The following is a 16,883-nucleotide window of genomic DNA, read 5'->3' on the forward strand; positions in this document are numbered from 1 at the left end:
TTATTTATTTTTAAGCTCTTGTGTGAAAAATTCAATCAAATCAGAAACAACAAAAGGTTGACCATTCACCTTGTTATATTTCATGATTGGCAGATTATTAAAATGCTCAGCTAAATATCCGGCAAACTGTCCATTATTTTGTTCAGCAACAATTATTTTTCGGTACTTCCTAAGTACACTTTCTGTATTCTTAGGAAGAGGACTGATAAAGTTGAAATGAGCTAATGCTACTTTATTTTCTCCTTTGTTCATTTCTTCTACAGCCTCTCTTAAATGACCGTATGTACCACCCCAACCAACGATTAGTATATCAGATTCACAATTCCCCAACACCTCTAATTCAGGTATAAAGTCCGCAATTCTTTCTATTTTAGCTTTTCGGGTATCTACCATTTTCTGATGATTATCAGGATCGGTCGAAATGGCTCCTGTAAAATAATCCCGTTCCAATCCTCCAATACGGTGAGTATACCCCTCGGTACCTGCCGGAGCCCAATAACGAGCAAAAGTATCTTCATTTCGAGCAGCTACAGTCCATTCATCACCGGTATATAAACTGATATCATTAGGAATTATAGATGGATATTTATCCAAATCAGGAATCTTCCATGAAGAAGAGCCATTTGCAATATAGCTATCTGTCAATAAAATAACTGGAGTTATATGTTCCAAAGCTATCTTTGAAGCCCAGTAGGCTGTATCGAAACAATTTGTAGGGCTACTTCCTGCAATTACGACAATGGGACTCTCTCCATTTCGACCATATAATGCTTGTCTTAAATCTGTCTGCTCTGTTTTAGTAGGTAATCCTGTAGAAGGCCCCCCCCGTTGAACATCTACAATTATCAATGGTAATTCTGCCATAACTGCTAAACCAATGGCTTCACCTTTTAAAGCAAGTCCTGGTCCTGAAGTAGAAGTTACAGCCAAACTACCGGCAAAGCTAGCACCGATAGCTATACATATTCCGGCAATTTCGTCTTCAGCCTGTACCACTTTCACTCCCAAATCTTTTCTTTTTACCAATTCGTGTAAAATATCAGTAGCTGGAGTTATAGGATATGATCCAAGAAACAATTGTAGATTAGCTTTTTCAGCAGCAGCAATCAAACCAAAGGCTGTAGCCGAATTACCATTCACATCCATATAATATCCCTTTTCCATTTCCAGAGTATCTACTCTATATGAAGAAACAGACAGGCTTGTATTATATCCATAATTATATCCATTCGCCAAAACCGTTAGGTTAGCATCAGCTAAGACTGGCTTTTTCGAAAATTTAGTAGATAACATCTGATTTACAACATCTATAGGTCTGTTGAACAACCAACAAACAACCCCCAGTGCAAACATGTTTTTACATCTGAGCTTACTTTTCATATCTAAATCAAAAGCAGTCAAACTGTCTTTTGTTAATGTTGTAATAGGAATGGCTACAATTTGTTGTGTAGTAAGCCCCAATTCAACAAAAGGCTCTTCAGTTTTAAAAAGAGCTTTATCGAGATCTCTTTTTTGAAAAGAATCTGTATCGATAAGTATTATCGAATTCTTCTTTAACTGGTTTGCATTTACTTTTAGTGCAGCTGGATTCATTGCAACTAAAACATCCGCTTTATCACCTGAGTTATATACTTGTGTACCTATATGTAATTGAAAGCCCGACACACCACTCAATGTACCTTGAGGTGCTCTGATTTCGGCTGGAAAATCGGGGAATGTTGATATTTGATTTCCTAAAATAGCAGATAAATTTGAGAATAAAGTACCTGACAATTGCATTCCATCTCCAGAGTCACCGGAGAAACGGATTACAATATCCTGTACATCCTGAACTAGTGTCTTTTCCAACATGGTTTTTTAGTTTTATTTCTTATCACAAAGGAATAAAAGAGTGGTCGAATAAACAAGTAATAATAAGAAATTAAAAACTTTTATACCCACTATTATGTTTTTAAATACATAATAACAAAAAATAAATCTTGGTTTGTAAAAAAAGTTGTTACTTTGCCCAGGTTTGTTAGAATAGACAACTAAGGTGTAATCAGAAGATAAACAACTATTAAATAATAGATTAACACATATAAATTAGATGAAAAAAAGACTTGGATATCTTGTTTTTTCAACATTTCTCCTGACAGGATCGTCGTTATACGCTCAAGAGAATACAAGTAATGAGAAACGCTATTTTGAAATCAATAAAAACATCGAGGTTTTCAATTCAGTAGTGAAAGAACTCGATATGTTTTATGTTGATACAATAGATGTACAAAAGACGATAGAATCTGGTATAGTAAACATGTTGGCAGGACTAGATCCTTATACTAACTATATGACAGAAGAGGAAGTTAGCGATTTTACAGTATTAACTACCGGAGAATATGCCGGAGTAGGAGCTGTTATATCATTCCGAAATATAGACGGTCGTGATATCGTTTATATTTTGGAGCCTTATGAAGGTATGCCTGCAGCTAAAAGCGGACTAAAAGTGGGAGATATTATACTTTCCATAAATGGTGAAGATATGACTACTGCCGAAAAAGTTCAGGGAGAGCCCTTTGGCAAGACTTTATCAAATAAAGTAACCAATAAACTTAAAGGACAAGCCGGTACTGAAATCACTGTAAAAGTTGAACGCCCTGGAGTTAAAAAACCAATAGAGGTAAAGATCGTACGACAAAATATACAGATTACGTCTGTTCCCTATTATGGCATCCTTAAAGATAATGTAGGTTACATTGTTTTAACAGGATTTACCGATAAGTGTGCACAAGATGTAAAGAATGCTTATCTTGATCTTAAAAAACAAGGCATGACATCTCTGATACTAGACCTTCGAGGAAACGGTGGAGGTATTATGGAAGAGGCTATTCAATTAGTAAATTTCTTTGTACCTAAAGGACAGGTCGTATTAAGTACAAAAGGTAAAATGAAACAATGGGATAGAACTTATCGTACAACCTTAGACCCTATTGATACAGATATCCCTTTTGTAGTGCTTGTAGACAAAGGTTCTGCATCTGCCTCTGAGATTGTATCAGGAGCACTACAAGATCTTGATAGAGCTGTTATTATGGGACAACGTACCTATGGAAAAGGTTTGGTACAAGCTCCAAGAGAGTTGCCATATGGCGGAAGTCTTAAAGTAACGACTTCGAAATACTACATCCCAAGTGGTCGCTGTATTCAAGCTATAGACTACACTCATCGCAACGAAGATGGAAGTGTAGGTCGTATACCTGATAGTTTGACAACAGTATTCAAAACAGCAATAGGACGCGAAGTTAGAGACGGTGGGGGAGTAACACCGGATATTAAACTGGAAGAAATAAAAGTACCTAGTATTACTTATTATCTACTTAACCAATATTTAGTGAACGATTGGGTAACTGACTGGGCTATTAAGAACCCAAAAATTGCTCCTGTTGAACAGTTCAGCATAACCGATGCAGATTATGAAAGTTTCAAAGCTCTTGTGAAATCTAAAAAAGATTTCAAATACGATCAGCTTAGCGAAAAACGCTTAAAAACGCTGAAAGATGTTATGGACTTTGAAGGATATTCTAAAACTGCCAGCGAAGAGTATAAAGCATTAGAAGCTAAACTTGTTCCAAACTTGGATCGTGATTTAGACAATTTCAAAGATGATATTAAAAAGCTTCTGAATATGGAAATAGCTAAACGCTACTACTTCCAAAAAGGCGAGAGAATTGAATCTTTGAAGACTGATAAAGATGTTGAGCAAGCTATTGAATTATTGAACAATAAAGAACAATATAAAGAGATATTTACTCCCGGACGTAAAATTATTGATCTGGCAAGTAAAACCGGCTCAGAGGAAGAAGCCGAGAATATATAATTACATATAGGCTTTATAACAAAAACACATAAAAAAGTATCTCATCTTATCCGTGAGATACTTTTTTTATTACCTTTGTCAAACTTAAGAACTACTTTAAGGTCACAAGCCTTTTTATGACTTTCGCAATGATAACCAGAGACTGTTATTATTAGATAAAGAAATAAATACTTAATGGTACTTATTAGAAGAACTTTCGTTTATATACTTTTCTTATTCTCACTTATATAGATTATTTATACATGGATTATAACACGCAATTAAAAAAGCTTGCTCTTCCTGAATATGGAAGAAATATCCAAAACATGGTCGATTTTTGTTTGACTATCGATGATCGTAACGAACGCAGAAGGTGTGCCAATACGATTATCAATATTATGGGAAACATGTTTCCACATTTACGTGATGTGAACGACTTCAAACATATACTTTGGGATCATTTGGCTATCATGTCAAACTTTGAGCTTGATATTGATTATCCTTACGAAATCATAAAAAAAGAAGATCTATTTTCTAAACCCGGTAAGGTAGAATATAGTCGTCCAACGATGTTTTTTAAACATTATGGAAAAACATTGGAAAAACTGATCACTCTTGCTGCCGAATATCCTGAGGGTAAAGAAAAAGAGCAATTAGTATGGTTGGTTCTAAACCATATGAAAAAAACTTATATTCAATGGAATAAAGAAGTAGATGATGCGAAACTATTTCAAGATTTGTATGATCTATCGAACCAGAAAATAGACAAGCGAAACTCTGATATGAAATTATCTGATATGAAAGATCTTAATCAGAGAAAACAACAACGTAATAACGGATCACAGCAAAAGAAAAAATAATATATGATTCGTGAAGACGAAGTTCTAAGGATTGGTAAATTTATTAAACCTCATGGAATTAAAGGCGAAATTGCTTTTGCTTTTGATAACGATATATTCGATAGAGTTGATTGCCCTTATTTAATCTGCTCTATCGATAACATTTTAGTACCATTTTTTGTCAAGTCATACCGATTCAAAGGCAGCGACACAGCCCTAATACTCCTAGAGGACATTGAATCTGAAATTCAAGCAAAGCGTTTCAACGGATTAAGTGTATATTTTCCGCGTAAATATTTTGATGAGAATGAGGAGGTTGAACTTACTCTTAATTATTTTATTGGTTTTATTGTAATTGATAAACAATTGGGAGAAATAGGGACTATCACAGATATTGATGAATCTACAATCAATACATTATTTCTTTTAAAGAGAAAAGAAAACGACAATGAGATTATTATCCCCGCATCAGATGACTTTATAACCGATATCGATTCTGAGAAAAAAATACTATATGTAGATCTACCTTCGGGATTGGTAGATATCGATTAAAACTTCGTACTAAAACATAAAAAAAAGAGGATAGATCTAACTTCCTCTTCATAACCACAAATTACATAAAAAAAAATCTCTCAATATAAGAGATTTTAAAATATTACTAATAACCTAAACCTAAATGATTGGGTTTTACCAATCTCAATAACCAATCTTCAACCTTTTTACCTAGCTATACACTAAATACCTTAACTTTATATGACAAAGATATGCGATATATTTTTAACCACCAAATATTATATGCTATAAAACATATTCATCCCTATTGTTTTTCTCAATATTAAGATAGACTATATTTATTGTGAGAGCTTCAATCCTTATAATAACTAGGTTTCTATAAAAAAAGAGATGAAATTTTATTTTCATCTCTCTTCTATCAATATATAATTTTACAGATACTTTTCTAATATTTGATCAAAAAGATCAGGTCGCCCTACTTTTCCATTAATCAGACATACAACTTCAACTCGAGCCTCAGAACACAAGGCTTTGTCGGATAATCTTATTATTTGTTGATTAAAGTAATATCTTATACCTTTCTTCTCAAGATTAATAGTACAAATAAACTCATCAGAACCAACAAGTGAATTTTTGTATTTTATGGTTATACTCGAAACTATAGGATCTATTCCCTGATTGTGAACTTCCATAAAACTTACACCACAAGATTCCAGAAACTCATGCCGTGTGACTTCATAATAATGCTGATAATTAGCGTTGTTCACAATCCCCTGAGCATCTAACTCATAATCACGAACTTTCATTTTATATTGAAAAATAGGCTCCATCTTTATGTATTTATTATAATACAAAAGTATCTTTAAAAATTAGAAAGTCAAACTATAACTATTTTAAAGTGTAGGAAAGCCCTGCCATCAACCAGAAACCTGCTTGTGGAATATTTCCCAGATCGAAATATTTTCTATCGAAGATATTATTCACGGTTGCTGTTGCCACAAAATCTTTCAATTTCCAATTGATTTGTAAATCCAAAGTTGAAAAGTAAGGGTAGGGCTGCTGTGTTGTCGGTTTCAGGTTTTCATACTTAAGATATGTCCCTATTCTTTTCTGCCATCGGAAATTCCAGTTAGCGCTAATATCCTTATAAATAGGATGATTAATTTGTGCAGTAAATTTATCTCTCAAATAATTCAAAGTAAAATTCGAAATCAACTCCCCTGAATTATGTTCCTGATGTAAGCGGGAATATCCTAGCTGCAATATTGTTGATGGACTGATAGATGGAAATATTTCCCTAAAATAGAAAGTAGCTCCCATATCTACTCCAGTCTTATTTATTTCCGTTATATTTCGGGATTCCCATTTATCATCCGGATTCTCTTTTATCCAATCTATCATATTTTTACCCTTCATATAATAACCTGTAATATATGCTTTCACAAAAGGTGTATTATATTTAAAACCCAAGTCTATTGACTCTGAATCTTCCGGCTTTAAATCACTATTTCCAATGTGGGTAACAGTTGTGTAATACAAATCGGTAAATGTAGGCATTCGGGTAGCTTTATTCCATGACGCATACACCTTAAAATTATCTGACATCCTAAAGCCAGCATTTATTGCCGGATAAAATTTGTAATCCTTTTTTAAGAACGTATTATAATTGGCAAGTACACCAACCGAAAGTGTAAATCTACTCAATAATAAATTATGTTCAATTGCATAACTTATATTCGTTCTGTTATCAGAATGTGTATATATCCCACTAGGATTATCCATTTTTTCACCTAATACAGTACTCAATATACCTTCATTCCTAAATTCTGCACCAAAGCTGGTTATACCTATTTGAGATGTATATTGCAAATTAAGATTAGAGCCATATACATCCGTTTTATGATGATTATAAGGCACCTTAGATTCATCCCCCTTTATCAATTGAAAGCAATCATTATGCCTGTTCCAATAAGCCAGAGGTATAAATTTCAACTTATCACCCATCTCTCCCTTTACCGAAGCGAGATAAGAATTAGTTTTATCATACTGATTAGGATATGCTGCCGAATAAAATGTATTCGCACCATATTGCTTATCGTTATATCCTAACTGTATATCAACTTTCGATTTTTCAATATTTAATCTGGTTTGAGAAAGCAAATTAAATATATCATAATCACTGTTATTTATATAGCCGGATGAAGTCATATATCCCGCAGATAATTGTGTAGTTGCAACTTCACCTTTTATCACCCCTCTAGCTTCAGTATTTAATAAACTATGAGACCCGGCCTCTACTCTAGCATATGCTTTATGATCGGGATTTTTTCTGGTAATAATATTTATTCCACCCGAAAAAGCACTTGCACCATAAATCAATGAAGCTGGTCCATAAATGATTTCAATACGTTCAATGTCTGATAAATTGATAGGGATGTCGAAACTGTAGTGTCCCGTTTGTGGATTGGAGAGATTTACTCCGTTTAGTAGAATTGCTGTTTGGTCGAAAGATCCTCCCCGGATCGAAATGTCGGCTTGAACTCCATGTCCTCCGCGCTGCTGTACATCTATGCCTGCAACATAGTTTAATAAATCTTGAATACTCTGGACCGGCGCCTGCTCAATTTCACTGCGTGTTATTACTGTTACTTGCTTTGCAGCCTGATTAATAGGGAGATCTATACGAGAGGCAGTAACCGTAACTTCATCAAGCTCCTTTTCCGTTATCTTCTCTGCCTCATGCGAGTTAAGACTTGATTGTGCCGATGTTTCTGCTGCATGAGCAAAGGTGAGGACACAACCTGCCACAACCCCAATGTTTACAACCTTGTGCATACTGTTAAATGCACTGTAAGCCTGATGAGCAAATCGTTTGAAACGAAATGCTTTCAGCTTGTCAAATTGTTTTCGATTCATAATTTTGATTATTATTAATAAAATTAATTCATGTCAAAATTATATAAATAAATTCGAGTAAACCACCCAAAATCTTTTTTTGAATATACCGATTTACATTGTACACTATAAATGTTTATTAATTAGTACTCTAGCCCAGCCTATACTAATAATTAAAATCATTCAATTATAACATCATTTACTTTTTTACGAGGAGAGAATGGAGTTGGCTCAGCATACCCAATACGCAAAAGTAGAGTAGGGTATTCGCCTTTGATTTGACCAACATTCTTTTGTATCTCCAAAGCTAATTCATCAATTTCGCAAGGTTGGTTCATATAGGCATTTGCTATATTCTGCTGAGTAGTAGTCAATAGAAAACGCTGAAGATGGCGCCCCAAATCAACCCATTCACGCAATGTATTGTTCTTTGTGGTAAATAAAACTAAATGCGAAGACGATTCAATCTTTTTCAAATCCCCTTTATTTTGTTTATTCGGTTTGAGATAAGATTTTATAATAAGTTTTGAGACAAATGAAGGCATAGCCGGAGCTCCCATAGTTTTATAAGTCAATCCGGTAGGATTCTTTTTTACTTCAGTATTATTAAAACGCATACAGTTCAATAGTTCATCTTTAAAAGCTTTATCACTCATCTGTACCTCGTTACCTTTCTCGATATAGGACTTTAAAATATTGAACATCGAATCATTCTTAGATATAATATACCTATTAATATCATCAGTCAGAGGTAGGTTATTCAAATTTAATATTATATCATCCGATACCGTTTTATTATTGTATAGTTTTCGATTCGTCTGACGACTTTCTATTGATTTATGCAAGGAATCAGCGATAATACTATTACCTCTATTCAAGTGAACTACTATTTTTTTATTAGTTTCATCGATCTCTACATTTGAATCATAGCCGAGGACAGAAGCTTCAATGCATAGGTTTTCAGTGGCAGCACCTAAACTTATAAATAACTCCCTGTTCGATTTGTCAACAATAGGCAAAATCTCTTCCATATTAGGTAAAATATTTATAGCACTGTCCTCCAATTGGAAAAACCAAGGCTGCGAATTATGACCGGAAGGGGCTTTTATTGCAGCTTCCACCATTTTTATATAATCTGAATTTTGAGCGTTCATTAAGCACACTATTAAATTTATAAAAAGAAAAATTTTAACTCTCATATCTTCTTTATTTTATCAATTATACCACTTGTCAACCAGCAGATCGATACCACAAGCAAGCTGTTCCCAACCCTTATCGCTTTGTAAATCTACTCCATTATACATAGAACAATTGTCGCTAAGAAGAACCAGATAGCTAATTGCAGCACTCAGCAAAGTCGCTATTGCAGCAACCTCCTCCTGAGGATGTTTTGACAATTGGCTAACTATAGTTATCAAGGTTATTCCTTTAGCTTCTCGTTTCAACCTTAGTTTTTCAATCACACTATTATGACTTGTCAATTCCCACCGATACAACTCTTGCTCCAACTTGTTATTTCTCAATTGGTGGATTCGATCACGAAACATCTTTTTTATAAACCCTTTGAGGTTTTCATCTTTCGGGAAATCCACAGTAAAATTTATCCAGAAGTCATTCTGAGAGAGATATTCTACAATCATATTATCTACTGACCCAAAATAGCGATATATCAAAACTTTAGAAACACCTGCTTTAGAAGCAATTGCATTCACCCCAACCTTATCAAAACCATCTTTAATAATTATTTCACCAACAGCATCTAATAATCTCCTTGCTGTTAATCCCCTATCTTTCTCATTATTAATATTTTTCATACCAAACCTCCCAATGTTACTATTCGGTAACAAATATATGTAACTCGCCGGTAACATGCAAGTATTTTCAGGAAAAACATTAAGACATATCAATCATAAATAATATACGCTGTCTGCATCGTCTCTTTTTACTATATTTGTCCTCTTAAATTATTTATTATACTACAATGAAAAGAAGTTTTTTTATTTACACACTATTAGTACTAATCATTGGACTTGGATTCACCTCTTGTGAAAAAAATAATGATTATTGGGCTTCATCAACTTTTGATTATGAATTACCCGCTATAACAAGAAATGGAAATTTCACCACTAGCGGAACAATCCGCATAGGAGATATTAGAAACATTAATCAATCACAATCTTCTATCATTGACATCGAAACAAAAAATGCCTGGTTATTATTAGATGGGGACATAACCAGAAATGATGACTTCATAATTTATGACATTACAGTTAACGGTATAACGCTTATTTTAACAAACTATAGATACAACGCAACAGCAACAGGACAAAGTATTACTTTCCAAAACGATCCGGCATATATTGATTTCATGTATCGAGCTATGAAATTGTTGAATGAAAGAGGACAGATTAATGTCTCTGTTAGTGGCTGGTCACGAATGAGTCAGGGAAGCTTATATATCACATTGTGTCATAATTTAGATGTACTTGTTAGAGAATAACGAAAAAAAAATACACGAGATTATATCGGAAATTGAAGAAAACAATAATTCGAAAATCTCTCTTCGTGAAAAGTATATTCACTTAAAACGAATATTAGAAAGAAACTGCAAAGAGATTACAACAAAAGACTCTTTGCAGTTTCCTTCATTATTTTCACGCATAGTTTACATTTCTCAAAGCTACAATCTACCCAAAGGATTAGAATGGCAGCTACAAAACATAAGGGTAAAAGCATCTTTTCTTTTAAAAAATGAAAAAAATACTGTCTCTGAAAGACAATATGACTCCGGCTATAAGAGCCTAATTGAATTTATATCGTTCATTTACTCTGATATCCCGACTTGTAAATATGAAGAGAATACACAAATAGAGGAAGAGAGAATAATTACCAATCTTACCTATTTACGTATACAAGTAGTTGAAATAGATTGGGATAATGAATTTGTAATAGGTGTCAGCAACTCTATATCGAACTCCACAATCAGGATTAAATACAATGTCAAGAATATCAATGATACTTTTAATCCCACTATAAGTCGTTTATGGATAGGGGCACAGCTCAATTTATTGGAATGTAAATTAGACAATGATGGAAACTATATTCCACACTTTATAGTTTTAGAACCCGATTACCTGATTGATGCATCAGCAATAGCAGAATGTTTTCAAAATTATGGCAGATCCCATTTACATTATTTCCGGCGAAAATTTGAGCAAACACCTAATTCTCAACATATACTTTTAGGAAATTTAGCTAACTTTTTTCTAGATGAATTTATATTTTCAGATAATCCCGAATCGCTCGAATTCAATGATATATTCTTAAAAGGATTCAAGCAAAAACCGTTCGAATTTACAAGTTGTAATGATATCAAACAGACTGCAGATTTCCGGACTTTTATGACAAAGGCTCGAACTCAGTTCACAAATATCAAACGCGTCATAACTCATGATTTCCCTCAGAATAATATAGATGCAGAAAAATGTACTCTGGAACCATCTTTCTTCAGTGAAAAATTTGGATTTCAAGGACGATTAGATTTATTACAATTACCTGATTCTAAATCTGACAATATCCAAATCATAGAATTAAAATCGGGAGGATTACCTTATCCAAAAGAAGAGACAGGTAAAATAGCGATCAACCACGAAGTACAAACTGCCATTTATCGGTTAATAATTCAAAGTGTTTATGGCTATGATGAAAAGAAGATTACATCTGCCATCTTATATTCCGCTGCCGAAAATTCAGGAGAAAACCTTCGTTTAGCTGTAGTATATAAAACTTTAGAGAAAGAAATAATTAATCTTCGGAATCTCATTGTTGCTACAGAACATGATCTGTATGTAGGTAATTATGAAACTGTGGAGAAATTATTTTCTGATATATGTAATTTAGATAACTATGGTAAAACTCCTGCTTTCTTCATTGATCAAATAGCAGATTTTCATAAAGTAATCTCAAGTATTTCAGATATAGAAAAGAAATATTTTTTCAGATATATCATATTTTTAGCTAGAGAATTGTATATTCAAAAAATAGGAGATGATCATTTCGAGTCCAACAAATCGACTGCAAGTCTTTGGAATACAGAATTTAATGATCGAATAGATTCTTTTGATTTAATATCTGATCTCAAAATAAAAGAGATTGACGATACAGGACGGGATATGAAAATTCTTTTTGAGAGAAGTTCATCTTCAGATTTTATTAACTTTAGGGAAGGTGAAATTTGCATACTATATCCACATGAAGAAATAACCGATTCGGTATTAACCAATCAGATATTAAAAGGGACAATTGCTAAAATTACCCCTACACATATCCTTTTGAGATTTCGATATAAACAAAAAAATAAAACTTATTTCAATAAATACTCTTCCTGGGCGATTGAGCATGACAAACTAGACCATGCTTATAATAATATGTATAAAAGTTTATATACTTTTATATCTTCACCAACTAACAAACGTGAAATAGTATTAGGACTTAAAGAGCCTCAATCTAAAGAATCAGATCATCAAACATCTGATAAAGAGATTACTATATTAGAAAAGCAGAATCTCATAATAAAAAAAGCAATTGCATCAGAAGATTATTTTTTAATTGTAGGCCCTCCCGGAACCGGAAAAACATCCATATTTGCCCGTCGATTAATTGAGCATTATTACAACAATACAGAGGATAATATTCTCATAATTGCTTACACCAATAGAGCTGTAGATGAATTATGTGAATCTATAAATCACGCATTTAGCTGTAATAATAAAGAATGTGACAATTATATCCGTATAGGAACCGAGCTTTCATGCGATCAGCATTACAGGCACAGATTGTTACAAAACATAGCTGATAAGGCAAAGAGTAGGGACGAACTTCGAGAAATTATAAATAAGCAAAGAATATTTATAGGAACACTTGCTTCTATTACAGCAAAACCTGAATTATTTGATATAAAATATTTCAATCTTTCTATAATAGATGAAGCATCTCAAATACTTGAACCTCAGATCATAGGAATACTTCCTAAGGTTGAAAAATTTATTATGATAGGTGATCATAAGCAGCTATCGACAATCACATTACAAAATCAAGATAAATCACAATCCAACAATAAAGAATTAAACATAATAAAATTATTAGACTGTGGAGAATCTCTATTTGAGCGCCTTTACAGAGCTTGTCAAGCAAACAAGTGGGAGCATGCATACGATACATTAATATATCAAGGACGTATGCATCAGGCATTAGCTGAGTTCCCCAATAAGAAATTCTATAACGATGTCCTTTTACCGGCTAGTGTATGGCAAAAAGAATCTTTATCTTTTAAGATAACTGATAATCAGAATGTTTACGACCAAATAGTTAGTCAAAAACGACTTGATTTTATTAATTGTATAGATTATAATAATGGATCGAGTGATAAGATTAACTACAAAGAAAGTGAAATAGCAGTTGAATTATCAAAGTCCATATTACAGACATACAAAAATAATAATCTAAACTTTGATCCTCTTAAAACACTGGGAATTATAACTCCTTATCGAAATCAAATTGCTTTAATAAAGCACCAACTACACGAAACCAGAATTCCTGAGCTTCAAAATATTATGATAGATACCGTTGAGCGTTATCAAGGAAGTCAGCGTGAAATAATAATCTTATCATTCTGCATGAATAAACCATACCAGCTTGATTTCTTCTGTAATTTAAATAGTGATAAAACTGTAGATCGAAAGCTTAATGTTGCGATAACTCGTGCCAGACAGCAACTTTTTTTACTTGGCAATGAATATATACTAGCTCAAAATCCTATTTACAAAAATCTACTTGAATATATAAATTCATTATAATCTTCTTCAGATCAATACTCCTATAATATCCTCCATATTGTAAATCATTCTATTTTTCGACTAAATTAAAAGTATACAAATGTTTAACTTGAGTAAAATACACATTTGTATCGAAAAACAATTGAAGCACATTTGTGTATTATATATTTATGTGATTAAATAATTTATAGTATTATTCTAATGTAAATCGGAAATACATACGTAAATTACACTAATGTAAATTGAAATAAACAGTTAATTAATTAAAACTATATATCTATTTATTAGACTATTAAATATATAAACATAAATAATAAGTTTAATAAAAAAGCTCTTATTCCTTACTACCACTTGTATATAAGGAACTAAAGTCATTTTATATAACTTATTAATATAATAACTAATATTTTATATATATAATATAAATATATACTTCATAACAATTTAGTTCTGTATACAATAATATATAAATTTAAATTTACATCTAAACACTATTGATGTATACAAATATACACGGAAGCTATTTATTTTTGTGAAATATTTGTTATACATTTGTATAGTTACATATGTTTACATCTTATAGATAAAATAAGGTATGAAAGAGCGCATTAAAAAGATAATGGAATCGGAAAATATGACTCCAGCCCGATTTGCCGATAGCCTACAGATTGGTAGAGCGGTAATTTCTCATATATTAAATGGTAGAAACAATCCTAGCCTGGATGTCATTACCCGCATTCTTACTCAAATGCCCGATATTGATTCACAATGGTTATTAACTGGTTCAGGTAATATGTACAAAAGTGAGATAAGTAGTCATAGCAGTGATAGTGATATCAAAAATCAGAATAGCTTACCTGATTTATTTTCACAACTATCTCAAGAGAATGAGAATTCAGTATATTCGACCAAAGACTCGGAAAATCTGAAATATCGCAAGGAAAATATAGTTGACACCTATCAAAAAGAACCACAATCGGCTATAAACGAAAGAATTATATACAAAGAAGCCCCTTCAAAAAAAGTTAAACAGATAATAATTTATTACACTGATAATACTTTTGAAGCTTTTACTCCCGGCCAATGACAATTTTCTTAAACCCTTTATTCTGAAAAAGCATAAGTTTTGATTAACTTTGTGTGATTTTTAATTCTTGTAGTAATTATACTAACCAAAGCAATAAAAAAGGTCTCAGATCTTAGAAAATTTGTGCAAATGAAAAAAATGCTTGATTTGATTATTGTCAACAATGATCAGCTAAATCAAAATTATAGCCTTCTCAAATTATCAACTACTGATGGAGCTATACTACCAGAAATGTACCCCGGACAATTTGTAGAAGTTCATGTAGCTGATTCTCCTACTACTTTTCTCAGACGTCCTATATCTGTTAATTTTATAGATAAGTCTAAAAATGAGCTTTGGTTATTAATCCAAAAGATTGGTGATGGCACAAAGCGAATGGCTGAATATCAAAAAGGAGATATCGTAAATTTGTTACTTCCTCTTGGAAATTCGTTTACATCGCCTGAAAATACGAATAGCGAACTCTTATTGATTGGTGGTGGCGTAGGTACTGCACCTATGTTATATTTAGGGGCTCAGTTAAAACAACAAGGCTTCAAGCCCAACTTTCTCCTCGGAGCACGTTCTTCGGAAGATCTTCTTCAGTTAGATGAATTTGCTAAATATGGAGAGGTATATACTACTACAGAAGATGCCAGCCACGGCGAAAAAGGCTATGTAACTAATCATTCAGTTTTAGAGAAAAAGAATTTTACACATATATATACTTGTGGACCTAAGCCTATGATGATGGCTGTGGCAAATTATGCTCATAAAAAGCAGATCAATTGTGAGGTTTCACTAGAAAACACAATGGCTTGCGGTTTTGGCGTATGTCTTTGCTGCATCGAAAATACCCAACGAGGTAATGTATGCGTATGTACAGAAGGACCGGTGTTCAATATTAAAGAATTGAAATGGATAAGCTAAGAGTAAATATAGGTAACCTGAGTCTTAAGAACCCTGTAATGACAGCATCGGGTACTTTTGGTTATGGAAAAGAATATGCGGATTTTATTGATCTATCGAAACTTGGAGGAATCTGCGTGAAGGGAACTACTTTACATGATCGTCAGGGCAATGATTATCCGAGAATGGCAGAAACCCCTTCGGGAATGCTTAATGCTGTAGGCTTACAGAATAAAGGTGTAGACTACTTTGTTTCGAATATTTATCCCGAAATAAAAGATTTTGATACTCATATCATAGTTAATGTATCAGGTTCTACCCTTGAAGATTATGCTGAATGTGCAGCCAGACTAAATCATTTGGATAAAGTTCCCGGAATAGAATTAAATATCTCCTGTCCGAATGTAAAAGAAGGCGGTATGGCTTTCGGAACTTCGGCTTGCTCTGCAGCAGAAGTTGTAAAGGCTGTAAGAAAAGCATACGACAAAACAATAATAGTCAAACTATCTCCTAATGTTACTGATATTACAGAGATAGCACGTGCCGTTGAATCTGAAGGAGCTGATGCAGTATCCTTGATCAACACACTACTAGGAATGGCTATTGACATAAATAAACAAAAACCTATTTTATCGACAGTCACAGGAGGCTTATCAGGGCCTTGCGTTAAGCCAATAGCACTACGTATGGTTTGGCAGACATATAATGCCGTAAAAATCCCTGTAATAGGTATGGGAGGTATATCATCATGGCAGGACGCTATCGAGTTTATACTTGCCGGTTCATCAGCTATTCAAATCGGAACATATAACTTTATTGACCCAACTATATCAGTTAAAGTATTAGATGGTATATTAGCATACATGGATCAACATAATATTAAAAATATTAATGATCTAGTTGGTCAACTAAAATCATAAACATCTGTAAACAAAACACTTATTAAGATAAAATAAAAAAGGTTGCCGATAAGCAACCTTTTTTATTCTATA

At 33.1% G+C, this 16,883-nt stretch carries 13 protein-coding genes; 8 read left to right on the top strand and 5 right to left on the bottom strand.

Annotated elements, in window-relative coordinates; all coding sequences use genetic code 11:
• Window positions 1-1,851 carry a 2-oxoacid:acceptor oxidoreductase subunit alpha gene (locus G7050_RS15735; protein WP_166117168.1) on the bottom strand — a complete coding sequence of 617 codons (1,851 nt, stop codon included), beginning with the start codon at window positions 1,849-1,851 and terminating at the stop codon, window positions 1-3.
• Window positions 1,852-2,089: 238 nt separating this feature from the next.
• Here G7050_RS15735 and G7050_RS15740 point away from each other — a divergent pair, with 238 nt between their 5' ends.
• The 3 genes from G7050_RS15740 to rimM all read left to right on the top strand — a co-directional run bounded on the left by G7050_RS15740 (window position 2,090) and on the right by rimM (window position 5,226).
• Complete coding sequence (locus tag G7050_RS15740; protein ID WP_166117171.1) at window positions 2,090-3,856, top strand: S41 family peptidase; 1,767 nt, start codon at window positions 2,090-2,092, stop codon at window positions 3,854-3,856.
• A 242-nt stretch (window positions 3,857-4,098) separates the two neighbouring features.
• Complete coding sequence (locus G7050_RS15745) at window positions 4,099-4,695, top strand: DUF4290 domain-containing protein (protein ID WP_166117173.1); 597 nt, start codon at window positions 4,099-4,101, stop codon at window positions 4,693-4,695.
• 3 nt (window positions 4,696-4,698) lie between these two features.
• Complete coding sequence (rimM, locus tag G7050_RS15750) at window positions 4,699-5,226, top strand: ribosome maturation factor RimM (RefSeq protein ID WP_166117175.1); 528 nt, start codon at window positions 4,699-4,701, stop codon at window positions 5,224-5,226.
• A gap of 392 nt (window positions 5,227-5,618) precedes the next feature.
• Here the strand turns inward: rimM and G7050_RS15755 are convergent, their stop codons facing one another.
• The 4 genes from G7050_RS15755 to G7050_RS15770 all read right to left on the bottom strand — a co-directional run bounded on the left by G7050_RS15755 (window position 5,619) and on the right by G7050_RS15770 (window position 9,896).
• Window positions 5,619-6,017 (bottom strand): thioesterase family protein, encoded by a 399-nt coding sequence (locus G7050_RS15755; RefSeq protein ID WP_166117177.1) that lies wholly within the window; start codon window positions 6,015-6,017, stop codon window positions 5,619-5,621.
• Window positions 6,018-6,075: 58 nt separating this feature from the next.
• Entirely contained in the window at window positions 6,076-8,103 is a 2,028-nt protein-coding gene (locus G7050_RS15760; RefSeq protein WP_166117179.1) for a TonB-dependent siderophore receptor, read from the bottom strand.
• Window positions 8,104-8,261: 158 nt separating this feature from the next.
• Window positions 8,262-9,236 carry a nitroreductase gene (locus G7050_RS15765; RefSeq protein WP_166117181.1) on the bottom strand — a complete coding sequence of 325 codons (975 nt, stop codon included), beginning with the start codon at window positions 9,234-9,236 and terminating at the stop codon, window positions 8,262-8,264.
• A gap of 60 nt (window positions 9,237-9,296) precedes the next feature.
• Window positions 9,297-9,896, bottom strand: coding sequence for a TetR/AcrR family transcriptional regulator (locus G7050_RS15770; protein WP_255499192.1), 600 nt, complete (start codon window positions 9,894-9,896; stop codon window positions 9,297-9,299).
• 167 nt (window positions 9,897-10,063) lie between these two features.
• Here G7050_RS15770 and G7050_RS15775 point away from each other — a divergent pair, with 167 nt between their 5' ends.
• The 5 genes from G7050_RS15775 to G7050_RS15795 all read left to right on the top strand — a co-directional run bounded on the left by G7050_RS15775 (window position 10,064) and on the right by G7050_RS15795 (window position 16,811).
• Window positions 10,064-10,582 carry a hypothetical protein gene (locus tag G7050_RS15775; RefSeq protein ID WP_166117185.1) on the top strand — a complete coding sequence of 173 codons (519 nt, stop codon included), beginning with the start codon at window positions 10,064-10,066 and terminating at the stop codon, window positions 10,580-10,582.
• Window positions 10,563-13,937 carry an AAA domain-containing protein gene (locus G7050_RS15780; RefSeq protein WP_166117187.1) on the top strand — a complete coding sequence of 1,125 codons (3,375 nt, stop codon included), beginning with the start codon at window positions 10,563-10,565 and terminating at the stop codon, window positions 13,935-13,937. The genes G7050_RS15775 and G7050_RS15780 overlap by 20 nt, the downstream gene beginning before the upstream one ends.
• 574 nt (window positions 13,938-14,511) lie before the next feature.
• A complete protein-coding gene (locus G7050_RS15785; protein WP_166117189.1) occupies window positions 14,512-15,003 on the top strand; it encodes a helix-turn-helix transcriptional regulator in 492 nt (163 codons plus the stop codon).
• 129 nt (window positions 15,004-15,132) lie between these two features.
• Window positions 15,133-15,912: a dihydroorotate dehydrogenase electron transfer subunit gene (locus tag G7050_RS15790; RefSeq protein ID WP_166117191.1), complete on the top strand. Its 780-nt coding sequence runs from the start codon at window positions 15,133-15,135 to the stop codon at window positions 15,910-15,912.
• Window positions 15,900-16,811 (top strand): dihydroorotate dehydrogenase, encoded by a 912-nt coding sequence (locus G7050_RS15795; protein ID WP_166117193.1) that lies wholly within the window; start codon window positions 15,900-15,902, stop codon window positions 16,809-16,811. Before G7050_RS15790 ends, G7050_RS15795 begins: the two co-directional genes overlap by 13 nt.
• The last annotated feature ends 72 nt before the right edge of the window (window positions 16,812-16,883 follow it).

The organism is Dysgonomonas sp. HDW5A (genome assembly GCF_011299555.1).
Classification (GTDB): domain Bacteria; phylum Bacteroidota; class Bacteroidia; order Bacteroidales; family Dysgonomonadaceae; genus Dysgonomonas_A.

Excerpts from the sequence above, each read along its gene's own strand:
- G7050_RS15735 (WP_166117168.1), bottom strand. The coding sequence starts at position 1,851 with ATGTTGGAAAAGACACTAGTTCAGGATGTACAGGATATTGTAATCCGT.
- G7050_RS15740 (WP_166117171.1), top strand. The coding sequence starts at position 2,090 with ATGAAAAAAAGACTTGGATATCTTGTTTTTTCAACATTTCTCCTGACA.
- G7050_RS15745 (WP_166117173.1), top strand. The coding sequence starts at position 4,099 with ATGGATTATAACACGCAATTAAAAAAGCTTGCTCTTCCTGAATATGGA.
- rimM (WP_166117175.1), top strand. The coding sequence starts at position 4,699 with ATGATTCGTGAAGACGAAGTTCTAAGGATTGGTAAATTTATTAAACCT.
- G7050_RS15755 (WP_166117177.1), bottom strand. The coding sequence starts at position 6,017 with ATGGAGCCTATTTTTCAATATAAAATGAAAGTTCGTGATTATGAGTTA.
- G7050_RS15760 (WP_166117179.1), bottom strand. The coding sequence starts at position 8,103 with ATGAATCGAAAACAATTTGACAAGCTGAAAGCATTTCGTTTCAAACGA.
- G7050_RS15765 (WP_166117181.1), bottom strand. The coding sequence starts at position 9,236 with ATGAACGCTCAAAATTCAGATTATATAAAAATGGTGGAAGCTGCAATA.
- G7050_RS15770 (WP_255499192.1), bottom strand. The coding sequence starts at position 9,896 with ATGAAAAATATTAATAATGAGAAAGATAGGGGATTAACAGCAAGGAGA.
- G7050_RS15775 (WP_166117185.1), top strand. The coding sequence starts at position 10,064 with ATGAAAAGAAGTTTTTTTATTTACACACTATTAGTACTAATCATTGGA.
- G7050_RS15780 (WP_166117187.1), top strand. The coding sequence starts at position 10,563 with ATGTACTTGTTAGAGAATAACGAAAAAAAAATACACGAGATTATATCG.
- G7050_RS15785 (WP_166117189.1), top strand. The coding sequence starts at position 14,512 with ATGAAAGAGCGCATTAAAAAGATAATGGAATCGGAAAATATGACTCCA.
- G7050_RS15790 (WP_166117191.1), top strand. The coding sequence starts at position 15,133 with ATGAAAAAAATGCTTGATTTGATTATTGTCAACAATGATCAGCTAAAT.
- G7050_RS15795 (WP_166117193.1), top strand. The coding sequence starts at position 15,900 with ATGGATAAGCTAAGAGTAAATATAGGTAACCTGAGTCTTAAGAACCCT.